Below are 18,014 nucleotides of genomic sequence, written 5' to 3'. Positions count from 1 at the left end.
GCCCCATGCGCCGATGATCGTCATGATGGCTGCTCAGGCGCTCCCGTCGACAGAAACGCCGTCGCTGCCGCAACCAAGGTGGTCGCGCCGACCTTCAACGCGGCCTCGTCGACACGAAACCGGGCGTGATGGAGCGGAAAGACCGATCCGATCTCCTCGTTCCGGATTCCCAGCCGAAAATAGACCGAAGGACGTTTCTCGCTGTAGTAGCCAAAGTCGTCCGCGATCGTCCATCCGGGCGTGTTGAGGACGCTGTCGGCACCGATGCAGGCCTTGGCGCTGGCGGCAATCAGCTCTGTCATCTCGACATCGTTGACGACGCCGGGTTCGCCCTTGTGGATGTCGACCTCGACACGCGCGCCGTGGCTCGTCGCCATACCCGCGGCTATCGTACGAACGCGGTGCCAGGCCCGCTCGCGGGTTGCATCGCTGCCGCTGCGGATGGTGCCTTTCAACATGACCCTGCCGGCGGTGACATTATATGCGTTGCCGCCATTGATGGCCGTGACGGAAATCACCAGCGGATCGTACGGATCGGTCTCGCGTGAAACGATCTTCTGCAATTCGCTCACCAGGGAGCAAGCCACGGCCAACGCATCGACACCTTCATGCGGTTTTGCCGCGTGTGCCGCCGAGCCGATGACGGCCACATCGAACGTGTCACAGGCCAGAGTGTAGGGACCGGAGCCGACGGCGATCTTGCCGGTCGGTGTGTACGGATCGACGTGGACGCAGATGGCGGCGTCGATGTCGTCGAGAAGCCCCTCTTCCACCACCCGCTTGCCGCCCGACGGTTCGTCCTCCTCCGCCGGCTGGAAGATCAGGCGAACGGTACCGCCAAAACTGTCCCGCGACTGGTGAAGATGCGCGGCCACCGCGAAAGCCATCGATGCATGGGCGTCGTGACCGCAGGCATGCATCACACCTGGATTCGTCGATGCATAATCGACACCGGACTCCTCCTCGATCGGCAAGGCATCGATGTCGGCACGAATGGCGATCTTTCGATTTGACGGCCTGCCGGCGCCGACAATATCGACCGCAAGGCCAAAGCCGGCGACGTCGCGAATGTCGACGATTCCCTGATCCACCAGCATCTGCCTGAGGTAACGCTGCGTGCCGGCCTCCTGGTTCGAAAGCTCGGGATTGCGGTGCAGATGGCGACGGACCTCGATCATCCGGTCGAGAATTCCGGCGTCGATATCGGTCGTCACGGTTTTCACAACACCACCCGCCGTGGCCGAACCCTCAGGATTTGACATGGATCTCTCGCGGGAACTTCGTCAGGGTCTCGTGGCCGGTTTCGGTGACCAGGATGGTCTCGCTGACCTCGATGCCCCAGCCGTCCATCCACATGCCAAGGATGGAATGAACGACGTTGCCCGGTTCAAGCACCGTCTTGTCGCCCGGTCTGAGGCTGATCGTGTGTTCGCCCCAATCCGGCGGATAGGCGACGCCGATGGAGTAGCCGATGCGCGATTCCTTCTTCAGTCCATAACGCTGGATGACCTTGCGCCAGGCAGCTTCGACCGCTTCGGCAGTCGTTCCCGGCCTGACCGCGTTGAGCACCGCGTCCATGCCCTCGATCACCGCTTTGGCGGTATCCGAGACATTTGTCGGCGTCTTGCCAAGCTGCATGGTCCTGGCGAGGCCGGCGGCATAGCGGCGGCAAACGCCGGCAAGTTCCAGCGCAATCGTCTCGTTTTCTCCGAACCGCCTGTCGCTCCACATGATGTGCGGCGCCGAGGCATTCTCGCCACCGAGGATTGTCGGCGGAAGCGCTGTGATGTCGCCGGCAAAATCCGGGCTGCCCGCGATCTGCGCCGCCTGGATGGCGGCGATGGCGTCGCATTCGCGAACGCCCGGCGCGATCACCTCGAAGGCTCGCGTGACGGCAGCTTCGGCGAGCGTCGATGCCTTGCGCAAATAGGCGATCTCCGGCGCCGATTTGACCGCCCGGATCCAGTTCACCAGCAGGTCGGCATCGTGCCATTTTGCATTGGGAAGTCCGGCGACAAGCCGGGCGTGCGCCTTGGGGGAGAAATAATAGGCTTCGAGTTCGATGCCGATACGGCGACTCCCCCAGCTCTTGGCGACAATCCAGTTCGCAATCCAGTCCATGGGATGGCGATCGCCTCGCTGGACATGGTCTTCCGGAAAGCCGACCACGTTTTCCGGTTTCATCCAGGCTGTCAGAAGACCGCCGGCCGCATCCATGGCGCGCCCGATCCAGACCGGCTCGACCTCCTCGATTGGAACCAGCACCATTTGCGGCGTGTAGAACGACCAGCCGTCATAGCCGGTGATGTAATGCTGGTTGGCAACGTCGTTGACGACAAGAAGCTCGAGACCGCGCTTGGCCATCTCGGTGCGGATCTTGCGAAGCCGCTGTCGGTACTCGTCGCGGGCAAACGGCAATTCGATCATCTTTGCTCCATGCTTTGTCATCAACGGTCGCGGGTTCGCTCACCATTGAAGAGGTTCCGCCATGGCGGCAATCGGCCAGGGCGGCGTGTGGGCAGGTCCTGAACCGGGTACGTCCATACCCGGCCTTCCCAAGATTTGTGTTTCACTATCATTTATTTTTGAATTCCATTTGACTGAATAAATAAGCGGTGCCAAGCTATCCTCTCCTAAGGGGCGCAAGGCATGGCACTGCGGGGGACCAATCAGGAGTTCGGGCGGCCATACAACCGGCGCATCGTGCTTGAGTCCATCCGCCTGCACGGGCCGATCGCGCGCGGCGAGATCGCCCGGCGCGTCGGCCTCACCGTCCAGACGGTATCGACCATCGTTCGCGAACTGGAAGATCAGGACTACATCCTGTCGCTGCGCGAAGAGCCGAGGGGGCGCGGCCTGCCGCCGGCGACGCTCCGGATCAACCCCGAGGGCGGCTATGCCGTGGGTATCCACATCACTCCGCTTGGTATCAGCGCCGCCTTAATCAATCTGAGCGGCGACGTGATCGAGAGCATCTACCGCGAAGCGCCGAACGCGACGCCGGACCGCGCCTTCGAGTTGATCGGGGCGATGGTGGTGGAATTGACCAGACTGCGGGCTGGCGGACGGGTGCTGGGCGTCGGCATGGCCCTGCCCGGCCCCTTCGACGTGGAGTCCATGAGTTTCGTGGGGCCGACCACCATGACCGGCTGGAAGGATGTGGCGCTGCGCGAACGGCTGGCGGCCTCCACCGGATTGCCGGCCTTCTTTGAAACCGATATGGCCGCGGCCGCCATGGGCGAGCGCCTCTATGGCCTCGGCGCCCAGTTTTCCGAATACTACTATCTCTATTTCGGCGTCGGCCTTGGCGGCGTCATGGTTCATGACGGCAGCGCCTTGCGCGGCGCCTGGGGAAATGCCGGCGAGATCGGACACATTCCCGTCATTCCCGGCGGCGAAGCCTGCCCTTGCGGCAACAGCGGCTGCCTCGAAAGATATTTGTCGCTCGAGGCGCTCCGGCGCTGGAACGGCAGCGAGGCGGACTGGGTGGCCGAAGTCGCACCGATCTTTCACAACGCCGTCGCCGTCATCGAGAACCTGTTCGACCCGGAGACGGTCATCCTCGGCGGGCTGGCGTCCACCGACCTGCTCGAAATGCTGGCTGGTTCGGCCGCGGGCCTGCACAACTCCGTCTCGGCCCGCAAGGACCGCACGACGCCCAGGGTCGTGGTCGCGCGCGGCGGACAGCATTCCGTGCTGCGCGGCGCCGCCGCCCTGGCGGTTTCCGGGGTTCTGTCACCTCGCTTCGGGCAGATGTTCGCGGCCGAACGCGAACGCGAGCGCGACCTTCTCAAAGGCAGGGAGATTGCGGCATGAGTGAACCCCTGCTGGTGCTCGACAACGTCACCAAGAACTATGGCGCGATCGAAGCGCTCAAGGGGATCAGCTTCTCGATCGGCAAGGGCGAGGTCGTGGCGCTGCTGGGCGACAACGGCGCCGGCAAATCGACACTGGTGAAGATCATATCAGGCGGACTGGAGCCGACATCGGGCCGCATGCTGTTCGAGGGCAAGGAATTCCTCGCCAAATCACCGGCCGAGGCCAAGGCGGCCGGCATCGAGACCGTCTACCAGGATCTCTCGCTGTGCACCAATGTCGACGTGGTCGCCAATTTCTTCATGGGCCGCGAGATCACCCGCAAGTTTCTCGGCATTCCCGTGCTCGACGAGCGCGCCATGGAAGCCGTCGTCGGAAAGGCGCTGGCCAATGCCGGCACCCGCATTCCCTCGCTGCGCGCCAATGTCGAGCATCTTTCGGGCGGCCAGCGGCAAGCCATCGAACTCAACCGCTTCGTGCACTGGGGCGGCAAGCTGGTGCTGCTCGACGAACCATTCGCCGCCCTCGGTGTCGAACAGACGCGGCGCGGTCTCGACATGATCCGCCAGGTGGCGAACCAGGGCATCGGCGTCGTCATCATCACCCATATCATGCAGCAGGCTTTTCAGGTCGCCGACCGGATCGTGGTGATCCGCCAAGGCGTCGTGGCCGGCGATGTCGCACGCAATAAAACAAGTCCCGACGCGGTGATCAACATGATCACCGGTGAGACGCTTGCCGGCGCCGGACCGACAGGCTGAGGGACAAAAGAGGGGTCCGGCTTAAGAGGAGCGAACGACATGAAGCGAATACTTCTTGCTGTCTTCGGTATCCTTGCACTGGCCTTTGCCACGCTCACGCCGGCATTCGCCCAGTCCAAGGGTATCGTCTACTATATGGTGCCGACCCTGCTGGACGAGTTCCAGACCGGCTCGGTGAGCGCGCTGGAACTGTTCCTGAAGCAGACCGGCTACGAGATGAAGACGCTGAACGCCGACAACAAGACCGACGCCCAGCAATCGCAGATGAACGATGTCATCGCGCTGAAGCCGGCGGCCATCATCCTGGCTGCAGTCGACTTCAATGCGCTGAAACCGTCCATCGAAGCCGCACGCGCCGCCGGCATCCCGGTGGTCGAGTTCGACCGCCAGATCACCTCGACCCCGTCCGACTTCACCTCTGTCGCCGGAACGGTCGAGATCGGCTACGTCGCCGCGGATCAGGCCGAGAAGCTGCTGAAAGCCAAGAACGGCTCGGTGAAGGGCAAGGTTCTGCAGGTGCTCGGCGACCCCGGCGATCCCTACACGCTCGACATCCAGAAGGGTTTTGAGGAGAAGATGAAGGCTTTTCCGGACGTCAAGATCATCTCGCTTCCGGCCATGCAATGGGAAGCCAGCAATGCCGGCACAATCGTTGCCGACCAGATGCTGGCCAATCCCGACATCGACCTGATCTTCAGCCATGCCGCGCACCTATCGGTCGCCGCCGTCGCCTCGCTCGAGGCGGCCGGCAAGAAGCCGGGCGACGTCATGCTGATGAGCTCGAACGGCGCTCCGGTCGGCCTCGACCTGATCCGCAAGGGCTGGCTCAACGCCGAAATCGAGCAGCCGCTTTACGCGCAGGCCGCGGCTGTCGCCATGTTCATGGACAAGATCGTCAAGAAGCAGGAAATCAAGCCCGGCGAATACGACGTGCTCGGCCTGAAATCGACCGTGACCAAGGAATCCTGGGGTCCGAACATCAAGATCCCCGGTGCCGCGATCACCAAGGAAAACGTCGATAATCCGGCCTTCTGGGGCAACCAGAAGCCGCCGACGGACACCGTCAAGTCGGTGGAATAGTCATCTGAAGCGCTCCGGGCCGTAGCGGCCCGGAGCCTGCTTTTTCACAACGCCGCGTCCGAAAGGATGCCGTGGCGAATTTGAATCCGCGCCTGAACCCGACGGAATCGAGTTGATTTCGCGGGGGCGCCAACCGGATCAGCCCATGAACCCGCGCACACGCAAAGCCCTGGAGTTCGTACTCGACAACCTCGTCTGGTTCATGCTGCTGTTCGTGCTGGTGGTCTTCTCCATCTTCGTCCCGAACTACTTTCAGCTCGGTATCTTCGCCAACATCATCGAGGCTTCGAGCGTGCTCGGCGTCATGTCGATCGGCCTGGCGCTGGTGATCATCGCCGGTCACATGGATCTGTCGGTCGAATCCGTCGCAGCGCTCAGCGCCATGGCGGTCGGCATCCTGTTTTGCTCGTCGGGCATCGGCATGGGCGTGCAGCTGCATCCCGAGTGGCTGATGGTTCCGGTTTCGCTGCTGCTGGCGCTGGCAGTCGGGGGTCTCATCGGCGCCTTCAACGGCTATCTGGTGGTCAAGGTGAAGATGAGCGCCTTCATCATCACGCTGGCGTCCTACATCTGGGTGCGCGGCCTCGTGTTGGTCGTGTCGGGCGGCCGCTCGGCGCAGGACCTGGCGCCGGCCATCCGCTGGTTCGGCATCCAGCGCCTTGTCGGCCTGCCGCTCACCGCCTGGATCGCGGTTGGCTGTTTCGTGGTCTTTTCGCTGATCATGGCCAAGACGCCGTTCGGCCGGCATCTGGTGATGATCGGCGGCAACGAGACGGCGACCTTCCGCGCCGGCATCCGGGTGAACCGCAATCTCATCATCGCCTTCGTGCTCGCCGGCGCCATCGCCGGCCTCGCTGGCTGGCTGCTGGCGATCCGCACGTCGGGCGCCACCGCCAATCTCGGCGTCGGCTTGCTGTTCAACGCCTTCGCCGCGGTCGTCATCGGCGGCGTCAGCCTCAAAGGCGGCGTCGGCACCCTCCCCGGCGTCTATGCCGGCGTGCTTTTGCTCTCGGCCATCAACACGGCGATCAATTTGATGGGCCTGCCGGCCAATTTCACCCAGGTGATTCATGGCCTGCTGGTGCTGGCCGCGGTGCTGCTCGACGCCTTCAAGCAAACCATTCGCCAAAGACTCGCATGACAGGACGGCTCGCATGACAGGACGGCTAAAAGACAAGGTGGCGCTCATCGTCGGCGCCGCCCGCGGCATCGGCAAGGGCATTGCGCTCCGCTTTGCCGAAGAGGGAGCGCAGCTGGTGCTCGCCGACACCGAAGTCGAAGCCGGGCAAGCGACCGCTGGCGAGTTGGGCGTCCCCTTCATCCGCACCGACATCTCGCAAATGAGCGACGCCAAGGCCGCCGTGGCGCTGGCGCTGAAGCAGCATGGCCGTCTCGACATCATCGTGCAGAATGCGGGCATCTATCCCTGGCAGCTGATCGAGAACACCAGCGCCGACGACTGGGACCGAGTCATGGCGGTCAATCTGCGCGGCACCTTCAATGCCAGCCGCGCGGCCCTGGTGCCGATGAAGGCGCAACGCTTCGGCCGCATGCTCTACACCTCCTCCATCACCGGTCCGCATGTCACCAGCCCGGGCCATGGCCACTATTCGGCCAGCAAGGCCGGCATCAACGGCTTCATCCGCGCCGCGGCACTGGAATTCTCCGGCTACGGCATCACCGTCAACGGCGTCGAGCCCGGCAACATCCTGACCGAAGCGATCGAGCTGCATCGCGGCGAGGCGTTCATCAAGAACATGGAGGATTCCATCCCGCTTGGCCGCCTCGGCAGCCCGCGCGACGTCGCCAATGCCTTCCTGTTCCTCGCCTCGGACGATGCCAGTTACATCACCGGCACGACCATCGTCGTCGATGGTGGGCAGTTGCTGCCCGAAGGCAGCGATTTCCGGCTCGTTCCGCCATGATCATCGATTTCGGCGATGGCTTCTTCCTGCGCCAGGCGACCGAGGCCGACCATCCAGCACTTGCCATGATCTGCCTCAAGACCGGTGATGCCGGCCAGGATGCAACCGGTCGCGAAGACGCTCCGGATCTGTTGGGCCAAATCTACACCATCCCCTACCAGGTGCTGGAGCCCGACCTCGCTTTCATCGTCGATGGGCCAACGGGCGCCGCGGGCTATCTGCTGGGTGCAAAAGACACAAAGGCTTTCAATGCAGGCCTGGCAGCAAGGTGGTATCCGCGCCTTCGCGCGCAGGTGACCGATCCCGGACCCGACCGCACGCGCTGGAGCGGCAGCGACTGGGCTCGCCACCAGATCCATCATCGCGACTTCACCATTCCGCCGGCTCTGGCTGCCTACCCTTCGCACGGTCATATCGACCTGTTGCCGCAAGCGCGTGGAAAAGGCATCGGCCGGCGAGCGATGGCTTTTCTCGAGCAAAGGCTCGCCGCGCTCGGATCTCGCGGGCTTTGCCTCGAAGTGATGCCGGACAATCACAACGCGCTGCGCTTCTACAGGGCCATCGGATTCGCAGTGTTGCGGGAGCCGGGATTGCCGGACCACAGCATCTATGTCGCCAAACGGCTGACAACCGCACCGGAGATCGTGCGCACCGGAGATCGTGTGAATGGTGGGCGATGACGGGCTCGAACCGCCGACATCTTCGGTGTAAACGAAGCGCTCTACCAACTGAGCTAATCGCCCGCTCCGGGCCGGACCTTTAAGCGGTCAGGGTCCGCTTCGCAAGGCCAAATGAGCGCAGGACGCCCTGGTTGGATGCCGGTTCTGCCAACAAAACGCCGGCTGTCAAAAAACCTTCTCCTGTTTGCTGTTATGATGGTTTGGTGCGCTTGACACCCGGTGGCGAACCCCTTATCCAGCGCCCCAACGACGAACACGGCTGACACGTGTTCGCCATGCGCGGGTGTAGCTCAGTTGGTTAGAGTGCCGGCCTGTCACGCCGGAGGTCGCGGGTTCGAGCCCCGTCACTCGCGCCATTTCTCTCAAGGGTATCAAGCCCTTGGCTTTGGAGAAATGTCGACATTGATTGTCAAAAATGTTGTCTTGCAAGAGACCTGAGGTAACTCAGGTTCTTTTGGCCCGCGCCTAGGTCTGGCCCCGCAAGATCATCCTCTCGCCAGCAGCGCCTCGACCTCCTGCAGCGTCGGCATGGATGGCGCAGTCCCTGGCCGGGTCACTGAGATTCCGGCGACGGCGCAAGCGAAGCGCACCGCCTGCAGCGGTTCCACGCCCCTCGAAAGTGCTGCCGCAAGCCCGCCATTGAAAGCATCGCCTGCCCCCGTGGTTTCGACCACCGGGCCGGCGCTGACGGCTGGAACGTGGTCGGAGCGATCTTTCGAGTGCAAAAGCGCGCCCTTGTCGCCGAGCGTGACGATGACTGTGCCGACCCCCTTTTTGAGCAGACTGTCGGCGGCGGCTCGCGCCTCGTCGACCGAGGACACCTTCATCCCGGTCAGTTCCTCCGTCTCGGTCTCGTTGGGCGTGAGGTAGTCGCAGAGCGTGTAGATGCGGTCGGGAAGCTTTGCCGCAGGGGCTGGGTTGAGGATCGTCGTCACCCCTGCCCCACGCGCGATCTCCAACGCCCGCATGGCTGCTTCGATCGGCTGTTCGAGCTGCGTGACAAAGACACCGGCATTGCTGATCAATGCGGCATTGGCTTCGATATCGGCTGGAGAGATCAGCATGGCAGCACCGGGGCTGACGATGATGGCGTTGTTGCCGGTCGTCTCCTCGACGAAGATGTAGGCCGCGCCGGTGTAGCTTTCCGGCGTATCGATGACGGCATCCTTGACGCCCGCCTGCGCCCAGGTCTGCCTGGCCATGTCGGCGAAGGGATCGACGCCGAGGCGGGTGAGGAAGGTGACGTCGGCGCCGAGCTTGCCGGCGGCCACCGCCTGGTTCGAGCCCTTGCCGCCGGGACCCAGCGCGAAGGATGTGCCGAGGATCGTTTCGCCCATGCGCGGCTGCCGCTGCGCCCTGTAGGCGGTGTCGGCGACGAACACACCCAATATGACGACCGGCTTGCCCGAAGCCATGCCGCTACTCCGCATCCGGCGGCACGACGCCCTTGCGGAAGGCGAAGCAGCCATAGAAGCGGCGTTCGCCGGTCTGGATGACACAATAGGCTTGTTTGGCGCGCTCGTAGAAGGCGTAGCGCTCGACCGCGATCATCGGCCACGACTTGCCCTCGGCCTTATCGACTTCCTTCTGCACTTCCTTCTGCACTGCAGGAATCTCGTCCGGCTTGCCGACGATTTCCATGCGCGCGGCCGAATCGTCGACGAACGTGTCGAGCGGGTAGAGCGACAGCACCGCCTTGACCACTTGCGCGGCCGAGGCATCGATGCGCAGCACGCGGCCGAGCGCCGTCTGGCGCGCCACCGAATCGGACGGAAAATTGGTGTCGGCGATGATCAGATCATCGCCATGCCCCATTGCCCGCAATGCCTGCAGCACGTCGGCATTGAGCAGCGGGTTGATGCCTTTGAGCATGGTATTCCTCGTGAGTTGAGATCAGAGACGCTTGCCGGTCTCTGCGTCGAAAAGATGGATCTGGTCGAGCCTTGGCTTCAGCTTCAGCGTATCGCCCGGCTTGAAGTCGTGGCGCTCGCGAAACAGCGCCACCATCTCGCCTTCGCCGAAGCGCAGGAACACCAGCGTTTCCGAGCCGGTCGGCTCGACCACCGAAATCTTCGCCGGCACCCCGTCGGGATGGATCTCGAGGTGCTCCGGTCGCACGCCATAGACGACCGCTTGACCGTCCTGCGCGGCATTGCCCGATCCGATCGGGAACAGCGTGCCTGCGATGTCGACCCCTGGCTTGTCGCCCTTGCGCATGGTGCCCTTGAGCAGGTTCATCGAAGGCGAGCCGATGAAGCCGGCGACAAACAGGTTGGCCGGGCGGTCGAACAGTTCCAGCGGCGCGCCGACCTGCTCGATGCGGCCGTCGCGCATGACGACGATCTTGTCGGCCATGGTCATGGCTTCGATCTGGTCGTGGGTGACGTAGATGGTGGTGGTCTTCAGCCTCTGGTGCAGTTCCTTGATCTCGGTGCGCATCTGCACGCGCAGCTTGGCGTCGAGATTGGACAGCGGCTCGTCGAACAGGAACACCTGCGGATTGCGCACGATGGCGCGGCCCATGGCCACGCGCTGGCGCTGCCCGCCGGAAAGCTGGCGGGGATAGCGCTTCAGATAGGGGTTGAGGTCGAGGATGTCGGCGGCGCGCTTGACCCGCTCGGCGACCACGGCCGGATCGGTTTTCCTGAGCTTGAGCGCGAAGGCCATGTTCTGCTCGACCGTCTTGTGCGGATAGAGCGCATAGTTCTGGAACACCATGGCGATGTCGCGCTTGGCCGGCGGCAGATGATTGACGACGCGGTCGCCGATGGCGATCGTGCCGGCGGAGACGGTCTCCAGCCCGGCCACCATCCTGAGCAGCGTGGACTTGCCGCAACCCGAAGGGCCAACCAGCACCACGAACTGTCCGTCTGCGATATCGACGCTGACTTCGTGCAGAACCTTGACCGTTCCAAAGGCCTTGGCCACCTTGCTGATCGCGACTTGCGCCATGTCTCCCCCATCGGCTCCATTAGCCGTAGGCGCAGAAGCTAACCAACGCGACCTGCCAGGGCAAGTCGGTCCCTTATAGATAAAAACCCGCTCTCGTTGACACGGCGTTGGGTTGTGAGAATAGTGGCAGGCGCTGGTCAAAATGTCGGTGCCCGATCCGCAATCGGAACTTCAATCGACGCAGGGTGGGGTCCTGCCTAATTCGTTTCCGAAACGGGAGCATCGTTGGCGCTCCGGCGTCCGACAGTTGGCCGATTTATTCACACTGATGTTCTGGGAGGAATAGGCGATGAGAACGGGTCTTTACGACAAACTGGTTCGAGCCGGCGCCACAAGGCGCGACATATTGAAGGGTGCGGCAAGCATGGCCGCGATCGCAGCCGCATCCGGCGCCGGACTTGGCGCCTTGACGCGCCCGGCCTCCGCGGCAAGTGAATTGCGCACAAAAATCCTGCAGATCCCCGGCGTCGGCAAAGGCCAGCCGACGGACGCCGATTTCCAGAAGGTCGGTGAACTCTGCCTCGAAGCCACCAAGGCCAATGTCAAGGAAGGCGAATTCGCCGGCGTCGAGCTGACCTTCATGGGTCTCAACAACCAGAACCTGCACAATGTGCTGTTCCGCGGCTTCCTGAAGCCATGGGAGACCTATACCGGCGCCAAGATCAACTGGATCGACCTGGCGCAGGCCGACTACAACGCCCGACTGCAGCAGTCGATCGCGACCGGGACCGTCGACTTCGACATCATCGAAATGGGCGCGCCGTTCGAAGGCGATGTCTGCGGCAAGGGCCTGACGTCGGAAATGCCCGACTGGGTCAAGACCCAGATCGATTTCGACGATCTGGTCAGCTATCTGAAGCCGCCGGTCGGCACCTGGGACGGCAAGCAATACCGCGTGACCGTCGACGGCGACGCGCACAACTTCAACTACCGCACCGACGTGTTCGCCGATGCCGACCTCGCCAAGGCCTGGAAGGACGGCGGCGGCGAAGGTGAATGGGGCGTGCCGAAGACCTGGCAGCAGGTTCAGGCGGTGACCAAGTTCCTGAAGGGCAAGAAGCTCAAGGACCAGGACGTCTATGGCTATCTCGACGCGCCGAAGCCCTGGGGCGGCTTCGGCTTCTATTTCCTTGGCAGCCGCGCCACCGCCTATGCCAAGCACCCCGACGACAAGGCCTGGCTGTTCGACGCCGACACGATGAAGCCGCGCGTCAACAATCCGGCCTGGGTGCGCGCCATCCAGGACGTCATCGACGCGCTGCCCTCCGAACCCGCCGACCAGATCAACGCCGATCCGAACACGACCGCCTTCCAGCAGTTCCTGGCCGGCACCGGCTCGATGGTCACCTGGTGGGGCGACGTCGGCTCCAACGTCAAGACCAACGACTCTTCCGTCGTCGGCGACGTCACCGGCTTCTCGATCCTGCCGGGCTCGGACGATGTCTACAATGCGAAGACCGGCGCCTGGGACAAGCTCGCCAGCGGCCCGAACTATGCGCCCAACTGCGCCTATCTCGGTTGGGGCGTCTATGTCATGGCCCGCGTCGATGCCGACGAAAAGAAGAAGAAGGCGGCATGGTCCGCTGCAGCCCATCTCGGCGGCAAGGACCTGTCGATCTGGACGGCGATGTATCCGTCGGGCTTCCAGCCTTACCGCAACTCGCATTTCGACATTCCCGAATGGGTGGCGGCCGGCTACGACGAGGCCTTCATCACCTCCTACCTCAAATCGGAATCCGACAGCTACAACCATCCGAACGCGGCGATCGAGCCACGCATCCCCGGCATCTTCCAGTACTACAGCGCCGCCGAGGACATCCTGGCCAACACTTTCGCGGGCAAGATGAAGGCGCAGGAAGGCGCCGACGCCATCGCGGCGGCATGGGAGAAGCTGACCGACCAGATCGGCCGCGACAACCAGATCAAGCTCTACAAAGCTTCGCTCGGCATGTAGGCTGGCCTATGAACCGTGGTCCGGCGGCAACGCCGGACCACTTTAGACAGGCTCCGGCTCCTCGAGAGCCTTCAAACGGGCGAGATTTGTGGCTGACCAGACATCGACCGCGAACCCGTGGCCGGCAGATGCCGGCACTTCCGATCTGATCTCTCCAGGCCGTAAACGCCTTGGCTGGGCGCTGATGGCCGTTGCGACGCTTGGCCTGCTGGCGACGATCGTGCTGGAGATCCTCTACAAGGGCAGCCCCGATACGATCGGCTTCGAGACCTGGCGCCCCGTCGTCTATGCCTATGTGCTGTGGGGCGTGGCGATCGGTGTCGGCCAGGTGCTGACGCGCGGCGAAGACGGCCAGCGTGCCCTGTTTCTGCTGCCGGCGCTGCTGTTCACCATCGCCATGGTGATCTTCCCGACGCTGTTCGGTTTCTACATCGCGCTCACCGACTGGAACCTCAGTTCCTTCAGCGGCCGCCGGTTCAACGGGCTCGACAATTTCTGGCAGATGCTGGGCGATCCCTACTACCGCAACGCGCTGTTCAACATGGTGCTCTACGTGCTGGCGGTGGCGGTCGAATATGTCATTGCCTTCGGCTTGGCGCTGCTCCTCAATGCCCAGATCCGGGCGCGAAAATTCTTCCGCGTCGTCTTCCTGATGCCGCTGATGCTGTCGCCGGTCGCGGTGTCGTGGATGATCGGAAAATCGCTGATGGAATACAGGTTCGGACCGGCCGCAACGCTGGCGCGCCATCTCGGCTGGGAAAATCCCGCCTTCTTCTCCGATCCGATCATCGCGCGCATATCGATCATGATACTGGATGCCTGGACCTTCATTCCGTTCATGATGATCATGCTGCTGGCCGGGCTGCAGGCGATGTCGCGCGAGGTGCTCGAAGCCGCACGCGTCGACGGCGCCAATGCGTGGCAGACCTTCTGGCAGGTCACCTTCCCGCTGATGCTGCCGGTGTCGGTGACGGCGGTGGTCCTGCGCATCATCTTCAAGCTGAAGCTTGCCGACATCATCATCACCGTGACGTCCGGCGGCCCCGGCGGCGCCACCGATTCCGTGTCGAGCTTCATCTACCGCGAATACCGCGACCGCTCGAATGTCGGCTACGGAACCATGCTGGCGATGGCCTATCTGGTGATCATCGTCGTGTTCGTCACGTGGTTGTTGAAATTTGCCAACCGTTTTGTCCGCAATGTCAATTAAAGCAAGATGGGGGTGAATTGAGCCCGATGAGCGTTCAGACCACCGAATATGTCGCCTCGGAGATCCGCTCGCCGGCGAGCTTCCTCGCCAGCCGCGTCTTCATCTATGGCGCGCTGGCCTTCTGGGCGTTCATCTGCCTGTTCCCGATCTATTGGACGATCACGACCTCGTTCAAGACCGCAGTCGACGTCACGCAAGGCCATCTCATCCCCTTCGTCGACTTCCAGCCGGACTGGAAGGGCTGGCGTTCGCTCGGCCTGTCGCCGGACTCGATCTTCCAGACCTCGACCGTGCGCGAGGAGTTCCTCAAGCGCTTCATGAATTCGGTGATCACCTCGGTCGGCGCGTCGAGCCTCGCCATCATCATCGGCAGCCTCGCCGCCTACGGGCTCACCCGCTATCGCTACCATTTCGCCTGGTTCAAGAACGAGGACATCTCGTTCTTCTTCCTGTCGCAGCTGATCCTGCCGCCGGTGGTGCTGGCGCTGCCCTTCCTGGTGCTCTACCGCGAGGTCGGCCTGCTCGACACGCGCATCGGGCTGATCCTGCTCTACACGCTGATGGTGCTGCCGATCGTCATCTGGATCATGCGCGACCAGTTCAACTCGATCCCGGTCGAGCTCGAGGAAGCCGCCCTTGTCGACGGGCTGTCGATCTGGGGCGCGTTCTTCCGCATCGTCATGCCGATCGCGCTGCCGGGCATGGTCGCCGCCTTCATCCTGGCGATGGTGCTGTGCTGGAACGAGTATTTCTTCGCCGCCCTTTTGACCTCGACCGACGCCAAGACAATTCCCGTCATGGTGGCGAGCCAGACCGGCTCGCAAGGCATCAACTGGTGGTCGATGGCGGCACTAGCGACGGCGGCCATCGCGCCGCTCGCCGTCATTGGCATCGCGTTGGAGCGCTATCTGATCATGGGCATGACCGCGGGCGCGGTGAAGTAGCATGGCGCCCTCTTACCTTGGGAGAAGGAAGAACCGCGCTAGGGCCTTAGAATCATCCGCAGATGATCCATGATCATGGCCACGCCCTTCTGCCCGAGCTCGGCCGAGGCGTCCTTGGCACTCGCCGTATACCAGCCGGTATTGTCGGCGAAGTGATTGGCATCGACAGCCTCCGGGCATAGCGCCAGCATCAGCGAGGTCTCGCCGATGCCGGCATGGTCGAACGGGTACTTGCCGTTCATGTCAGCCGACATCAGCGGATGCACCTGCACCCAGTTGAAGAAATTTTCACCCGCCGCGTGTCCTGAATAATAGTCCGCCATCGCCTGCGACCCCCACCAGCCCTCGCCGCGCTCCTTTTCGAGGAAGCGGAAGATCGCCTGGCGGCCGGCGGCCTTGAACGCCAGATCGGTCGGCATGCCGGCGACAAAGTTCTCGGTCTGGTGGTGGATAATGGCGTGGATGTTGCGGAAGCCGATGCGCAGCAGGCTGTAGAAGTCCTCGCCGAACGGCGCCAGCGCATTGCCGCCGACCTGCACCGAGCCGCTGCCTTCCGGCGGCGCCACCGCATAGCTTGCCGCACCGTAGTAGAAGGGCGGCAGGATGACGACGTCCTTCTCCTTTTCGAACAGCTCCAGCGTCTTGATGACGGCCAGCGTGTCCATGCCGACGGCCATGTGCTCGCCATGGTATTCCAGCACGCCGAGCGGCAGAGCGACCGGCCAATTCTCGGCGATCGCCCTGCTGATCTGGTGTGGCAGCATCAGTTCATAGCGCATGATCTATTCCATGTTGGTGTGGCGGGCGCGCATGGCTTCGGGCGACACGCCGGTCAATTCCCTAAGCTTCAGCACCATCACCTCAAACAGCAGGAACAGCGCGCCTTCGAACACCGAGCCCATCGGCAGGACCGATGTTTTTTGCGCCCCCTGATCGTTGGCCATGGTCTGCGCGGGAATGAGCAGCGTGAAGTCGGCAAGCCTTGCCGCGCTGCCTTCGGCCTGGGCGGTCAGCAGGAGATTGGTTGCACCTGCTTGGCGCGCGACCTGCATCAGGGTCAGCACGGTCGAGGTTTCTCCCGGCCCGGAACTGACCAGGAAGACATCGCCCTGCCCCAGAGGCGGCGTGTTCATGTCGCCGACCACGGAAACCGGCAGGCCCAAATGGTAGAGCCGCATGGCAAAACCCTTGACCTGCAAGGCCTCGCGGCCGCAGCCATAGACGACGATCTGTCGCGCGCCGGCTAGCGTTTTGCAGGCGGCGTCGATCCGGCTTTCGTCGATGCGTGCCAGCACGCCACCCAGCTCCTCAAGCGCGGTCTCGAACAGGCTTTTGCTCTTGTCGCTCACCGCAAACCCGCCATTGAAAAATCACCCTGGTATTTGCCGCTCTTGCTGCCACGAACAGCTTGATTTCGTTATGCTAGCAACCGTGAAAATGCGTGTCCAACGCGCAGCTATGCTTTTGCCTGATCACAGGCGTGATAGTGTCATGTCAGACAAATCAAGCGAGGCAAACGGCAGGATATGAAGACACGGCATTTCGACCGCATCGGCAATGGCGGCATCAGTTTCACCGAGCTCGGCTTCGGCGCGGCGCCGCTCGGCAATCTCTACCGTGCCGTCTCCGACGAGGACGCCAACGCCACGCTGGAGGCCGCCTGGGCGACCGGCTGCCGCTACTACGACACCGCGCCGCTCTATGGGCTCGGCCTCTCGGAAACGCGGCTCAACCCGTTCCTGCGCGGCAAGAAGCGCGCTGACTATGTGCTGTCGAGCAAGGTCGGCCGCATCATGCGTGCCTGCCCGCCCGAAGAGCGCACCGGCATCGGCAAGTTCTTCGACACGCCATCACGCCGCGAGGTGTACGACTACAGCTATGACGGTGTCATGCGCTCGTTCGAAGCCTCGCTTGAGCGCCTCGGCGTCGATCGGATCGACATACTCTTCGTGCACGATGTCGACATCTTCACGCATGGCAGCAAGGAAGCCTCCGACCGGCGCATCGAGGAGTTCATGCGCTCGGGCTATTACGGCCTGCTGTCGCTGCGCGACCAGGGCGTGATCAAGGCGTTCGGCGGCGGCATCAATGAGTGGCAGGTCGCGCAGACGCTGGCTGAGCGCGGCGACTTCGATCTGTTCCTGCTGGCCGGGCGCTATACGCTCTTGGAACAGGAGGCGCTGACGTCCTTCCTGCCGCTCTGCCAGGCACGCGGCATCGGCATCGTTCTCGGCGGACCCTACAACTCCGGCATCCTCGCAACAGGGCCGAAGCCCGGAGCCTACTACAACTACTCCGAAGCGCCGAAGGACATACTCGACCGGGTCGCCGGGATCGAGAACGTCTGCAAGCGTCATGGTGTCAGGCTGATCGAGGCCGCCCTGCAATTCCCGCTGCTGCATCCTTCAGTCGTTTCGGTGATCCCCGGTGGCCAACGGCCGAGCGAGGTCGAGAGCAATCGCTCGCTGCTCGATGCGAAACTGCCCGCAGCACTTTGGGCGGATCTCAAGGAGGAAGGTCTTATGCGCACTGATGCGCCGACCGCATAAGCCGGCCGCCATCGCGTCAGCGTCGGGCACCAAAATGAAAAGCCGGGCAAGCCCGGCTTTTCTGGTCGCATGAACCAACGTAGGGCACCAAAATGAAAAGCCGGGCAAGCCCGGCTTTTCTGAGGTCTCTGAAAAGAAAAAAC

Annotated in this window: 17 protein-coding genes and 2 tRNA genes; 11 read left to right on the top strand and 8 right to left on the bottom strand. The window is 62.9% G+C overall.

Annotated features, from left to right (window positions below):
- Positions 1 to 20 precede the first annotated feature (20 nt).
- Together A4R29_RS11480 and A4R29_RS11475 are read right to left on the bottom strand one after the other, a co-directional pair.
- Positions 21 to 1,262, bottom strand: a complete 1,242-nt coding sequence (locus A4R29_RS11480) for a M20 metallopeptidase family protein (protein WP_063171952.1) — start codon at positions 1,260 to 1,262, stop codon at positions 21 to 23.
- Entirely contained in the window at positions 1,249 to 2,427 is a 1,179-nt protein-coding gene (locus A4R29_RS11475; protein WP_024504582.1) for a M24 family metallopeptidase, read from the bottom strand. The genes A4R29_RS11480 and A4R29_RS11475 overlap by 14 nt, the downstream gene beginning before the upstream one ends.
- A gap of 222 nt (positions 2,428 to 2,649) precedes the next feature.
- Between A4R29_RS11475 and A4R29_RS11470 the strand changes: the two genes are divergently transcribed.
- The 6 genes from A4R29_RS11470 (at position 2,650) to A4R29_RS11445 (ending at position 8,262) form a co-directional block, all read left to right on the top strand.
- Complete coding sequence (locus A4R29_RS11470; RefSeq protein ID WP_063167798.1) at positions 2,650 to 3,816, top strand: ROK family transcriptional regulator; 1,167 nt, start codon at positions 2,650 to 2,652, stop codon at positions 3,814 to 3,816.
- Positions 3,813 to 4,577 carry an ATP-binding cassette domain-containing protein gene (locus tag A4R29_RS11465; RefSeq protein WP_013532175.1) on the top strand — a complete coding sequence of 255 codons (765 nt, stop codon included), beginning with the start codon at positions 3,813 to 3,815 and terminating at the stop codon, positions 4,575 to 4,577. The genes A4R29_RS11470 and A4R29_RS11465 overlap by 4 nt, the downstream gene beginning before the upstream one ends.
- Positions 4,578 to 4,616: 39 nt before the next feature.
- Positions 4,617 to 5,657, top strand: coding sequence for a sugar ABC transporter substrate-binding protein (locus A4R29_RS11460; RefSeq protein WP_027162389.1), 1,041 nt, complete (start codon positions 4,617 to 4,619; stop codon positions 5,655 to 5,657).
- Between the two features lie 145 nt (positions 5,658 to 5,802).
- Positions 5,803 to 6,798, top strand: coding sequence for an ABC transporter permease (locus A4R29_RS11455; protein WP_013532177.1), 996 nt, complete (start codon positions 5,803 to 5,805; stop codon positions 6,796 to 6,798).
- A 13-nt stretch (positions 6,799 to 6,811) separates the two neighbouring features.
- Positions 6,812 to 7,582 (top strand): SDR family NAD(P)-dependent oxidoreductase, encoded by a 771-nt coding sequence (locus tag A4R29_RS11450; protein WP_063171951.1) that lies wholly within the window; start codon positions 6,812 to 6,814, stop codon positions 7,580 to 7,582.
- A complete protein-coding gene (locus tag A4R29_RS11445; RefSeq protein WP_063171950.1) occupies positions 7,579 to 8,262 on the top strand; it encodes a GNAT family N-acetyltransferase in 684 nt (227 codons plus the stop codon). The genes A4R29_RS11450 and A4R29_RS11445 overlap by 4 nt, the downstream gene beginning before the upstream one ends.
- Here the strand turns inward: A4R29_RS11445 and A4R29_RS11440 are convergent.
- Positions 8,250 to 8,325, bottom strand: a tRNA-Val gene (locus A4R29_RS11440). The two genes, A4R29_RS11445 and A4R29_RS11440, sit on opposite strands and share 13 nt — an antisense overlap.
- A 216-nt stretch (positions 8,326 to 8,541) precedes the next feature.
- Here A4R29_RS11440 and A4R29_RS11435 point away from each other — a divergent pair.
- Positions 8,542 to 8,618 (top strand) — tRNA-Asp (locus A4R29_RS11435).
- A 129-nt stretch (positions 8,619 to 8,747) separates the two neighbouring features.
- On the opposite strand, the gene rbsK is transcribed toward A4R29_RS11435, so the two are convergent.
- Genes rbsK through A4R29_RS11420 form a run of 3 tightly spaced genes read right to left on the bottom strand, consistent with a single transcriptional unit; the run spans position 8,748 to position 11,214 of the window.
- Complete coding sequence (gene rbsK / locus A4R29_RS11430; protein WP_063171949.1) at positions 8,748 to 9,677, bottom strand: ribokinase; 930 nt, start codon at positions 9,675 to 9,677, stop codon at positions 8,748 to 8,750.
- A 4-nt stretch (positions 9,678 to 9,681) separates the two neighbouring features.
- A complete protein-coding gene (locus A4R29_RS11425) occupies positions 9,682 to 10,134 on the bottom strand; it encodes an RbsD/FucU family protein (RefSeq protein ID WP_027162392.1) in 453 nt (150 codons plus the stop codon).
- Between the two features lie 21 nt (positions 10,135 to 10,155).
- Positions 10,156 to 11,214, bottom strand: a complete 1,059-nt coding sequence (locus A4R29_RS11420) for an ABC transporter ATP-binding protein (protein ID WP_024504587.1) — start codon at positions 11,212 to 11,214, stop codon at positions 10,156 to 10,158.
- 289 nt (positions 11,215 to 11,503) lie between these two features.
- Between A4R29_RS11420 and A4R29_RS11415 the strand changes: the two genes are divergently transcribed.
- From A4R29_RS11415 to A4R29_RS11405, 3 genes are all read left to right on the top strand, one after another.
- Positions 11,504 to 13,168: an ABC transporter substrate-binding protein gene (locus A4R29_RS11415; protein WP_013532183.1), complete on the top strand. Its 1,665-nt coding sequence runs from the start codon at positions 11,504 to 11,506 to the stop codon at positions 13,166 to 13,168.
- A gap of 88 nt (positions 13,169 to 13,256) precedes the next feature.
- On the top strand, positions 13,257 to 14,378 hold the full coding sequence (locus A4R29_RS11410) for a carbohydrate ABC transporter permease (protein WP_024504588.1): 1,122 nt from the start codon (positions 13,257 to 13,259) through the stop codon (positions 14,376 to 14,378).
- A 26-nt stretch (positions 14,379 to 14,404) separates the two neighbouring features.
- A complete protein-coding gene (locus A4R29_RS11405) occupies positions 14,405 to 15,322 on the top strand; it encodes a carbohydrate ABC transporter permease (protein WP_013532185.1) in 918 nt (305 codons plus the stop codon).
- Between the two features lie 38 nt (positions 15,323 to 15,360).
- Here the strand turns inward: A4R29_RS11405 and A4R29_RS11400 are convergent, their stop codons facing one another.
- A complete protein-coding gene (locus A4R29_RS11400) occupies positions 15,361 to 16,101 on the bottom strand; it encodes a creatininase family protein (RefSeq protein WP_063171948.1) in 741 nt (246 codons plus the stop codon).
- 3 nt (positions 16,102 to 16,104) lie between these two features.
- The gene (locus tag A4R29_RS11395; protein ID WP_063171947.1) at positions 16,105 to 16,671 is read right to left on the bottom strand and encodes an SIS domain-containing protein; all 567 of its coding nucleotides are present in this window, start codon (positions 16,669 to 16,671) and stop codon (positions 16,105 to 16,107) included.
- Between the two features lie 177 nt (positions 16,672 to 16,848).
- On the opposite strand from A4R29_RS11395, the gene A4R29_RS11390 reads away from it, so the two are divergent.
- A complete protein-coding gene (locus A4R29_RS11390; RefSeq protein ID WP_013532188.1) occupies positions 16,849 to 17,871 on the top strand; it encodes an aldo/keto reductase in 1,023 nt (340 codons plus the stop codon).
- Positions 17,872 to 18,014 lie beyond the last annotated feature (143 nt).

The organism is Mesorhizobium ciceri biovar biserrulae (genome assembly GCF_001618845.1).
In the GTDB taxonomy this organism is placed as follows: domain Bacteria; phylum Pseudomonadota; class Alphaproteobacteria; order Rhizobiales; family Rhizobiaceae; genus Mesorhizobium; species Mesorhizobium ciceri.
The sequence above is the reverse complement of the archived record's forward strand: the minus strand, read 5'-3'. Positions and strand labels throughout refer to the sequence as shown.

Excerpts from the sequence above, each read along its gene's own strand:
- A4R29_RS11470 (WP_063167798.1), top strand. The coding sequence starts at position 2,650 with ATGGCACTGCGGGGGACCAATCAGGAGTTCGGGCGGCCATACAACCGG.
- A4R29_RS11420 (WP_024504587.1), bottom strand. The coding sequence starts at position 11,214 with ATGGCGCAAGTCGCGATCAGCAAGGTGGCCAAGGCCTTTGGAACGGTC.
- A4R29_RS11465 (WP_013532175.1), top strand. The coding sequence starts at position 3,813 with ATGAGTGAACCCCTGCTGGTGCTCGACAACGTCACCAAGAACTATGGC.
- A4R29_RS11390 (WP_013532188.1), top strand. The coding sequence starts at position 16,849 with ATGAAGACACGGCATTTCGACCGCATCGGCAATGGCGGCATCAGTTTC.
- A4R29_RS11425 (WP_027162392.1), bottom strand. The coding sequence starts at position 10,134 with ATGCTCAAAGGCATCAACCCGCTGCTCAATGCCGACGTGCTGCAGGCA.
- A4R29_RS11475 (WP_024504582.1), bottom strand. The coding sequence starts at position 2,427 with ATGATCGAATTGCCGTTTGCCCGCGACGAGTACCGACAGCGGCTTCGC.
- A4R29_RS11460 (WP_027162389.1), top strand. The coding sequence starts at position 4,617 with ATGAAGCGAATACTTCTTGCTGTCTTCGGTATCCTTGCACTGGCCTTT.
- A4R29_RS11415 (WP_013532183.1), top strand. The coding sequence starts at position 11,504 with ATGAGAACGGGTCTTTACGACAAACTGGTTCGAGCCGGCGCCACAAGG.
- A4R29_RS11400 (WP_063171948.1), bottom strand. The coding sequence starts at position 16,101 with ATGCGCTATGAACTGATGCTGCCACACCAGATCAGCAGGGCGATCGCC.
- A4R29_RS11455 (WP_013532177.1), top strand. The coding sequence starts at position 5,803 with ATGAACCCGCGCACACGCAAAGCCCTGGAGTTCGTACTCGACAACCTC.
- A4R29_RS11480 (WP_063171952.1), bottom strand. The coding sequence starts at position 1,262 with ATGTCAAATCCTGAGGGTTCGGCCACGGCGGGTGGTGTTGTGAAAACC.
- rbsK (WP_063171949.1), bottom strand. The coding sequence starts at position 9,677 with ATGGCTTCGGGCAAGCCGGTCGTCATATTGGGTGTGTTCGTCGCCGAC.
- A4R29_RS11450 (WP_063171951.1), top strand. The coding sequence starts at position 6,812 with ATGACAGGACGGCTAAAAGACAAGGTGGCGCTCATCGTCGGCGCCGCC.
- A4R29_RS11445 (WP_063171950.1), top strand. The coding sequence starts at position 7,579 with ATGATCATCGATTTCGGCGATGGCTTCTTCCTGCGCCAGGCGACCGAG.
- A4R29_RS11405 (WP_013532185.1), top strand. The coding sequence starts at position 14,405 with ATGAGCGTTCAGACCACCGAATATGTCGCCTCGGAGATCCGCTCGCCG.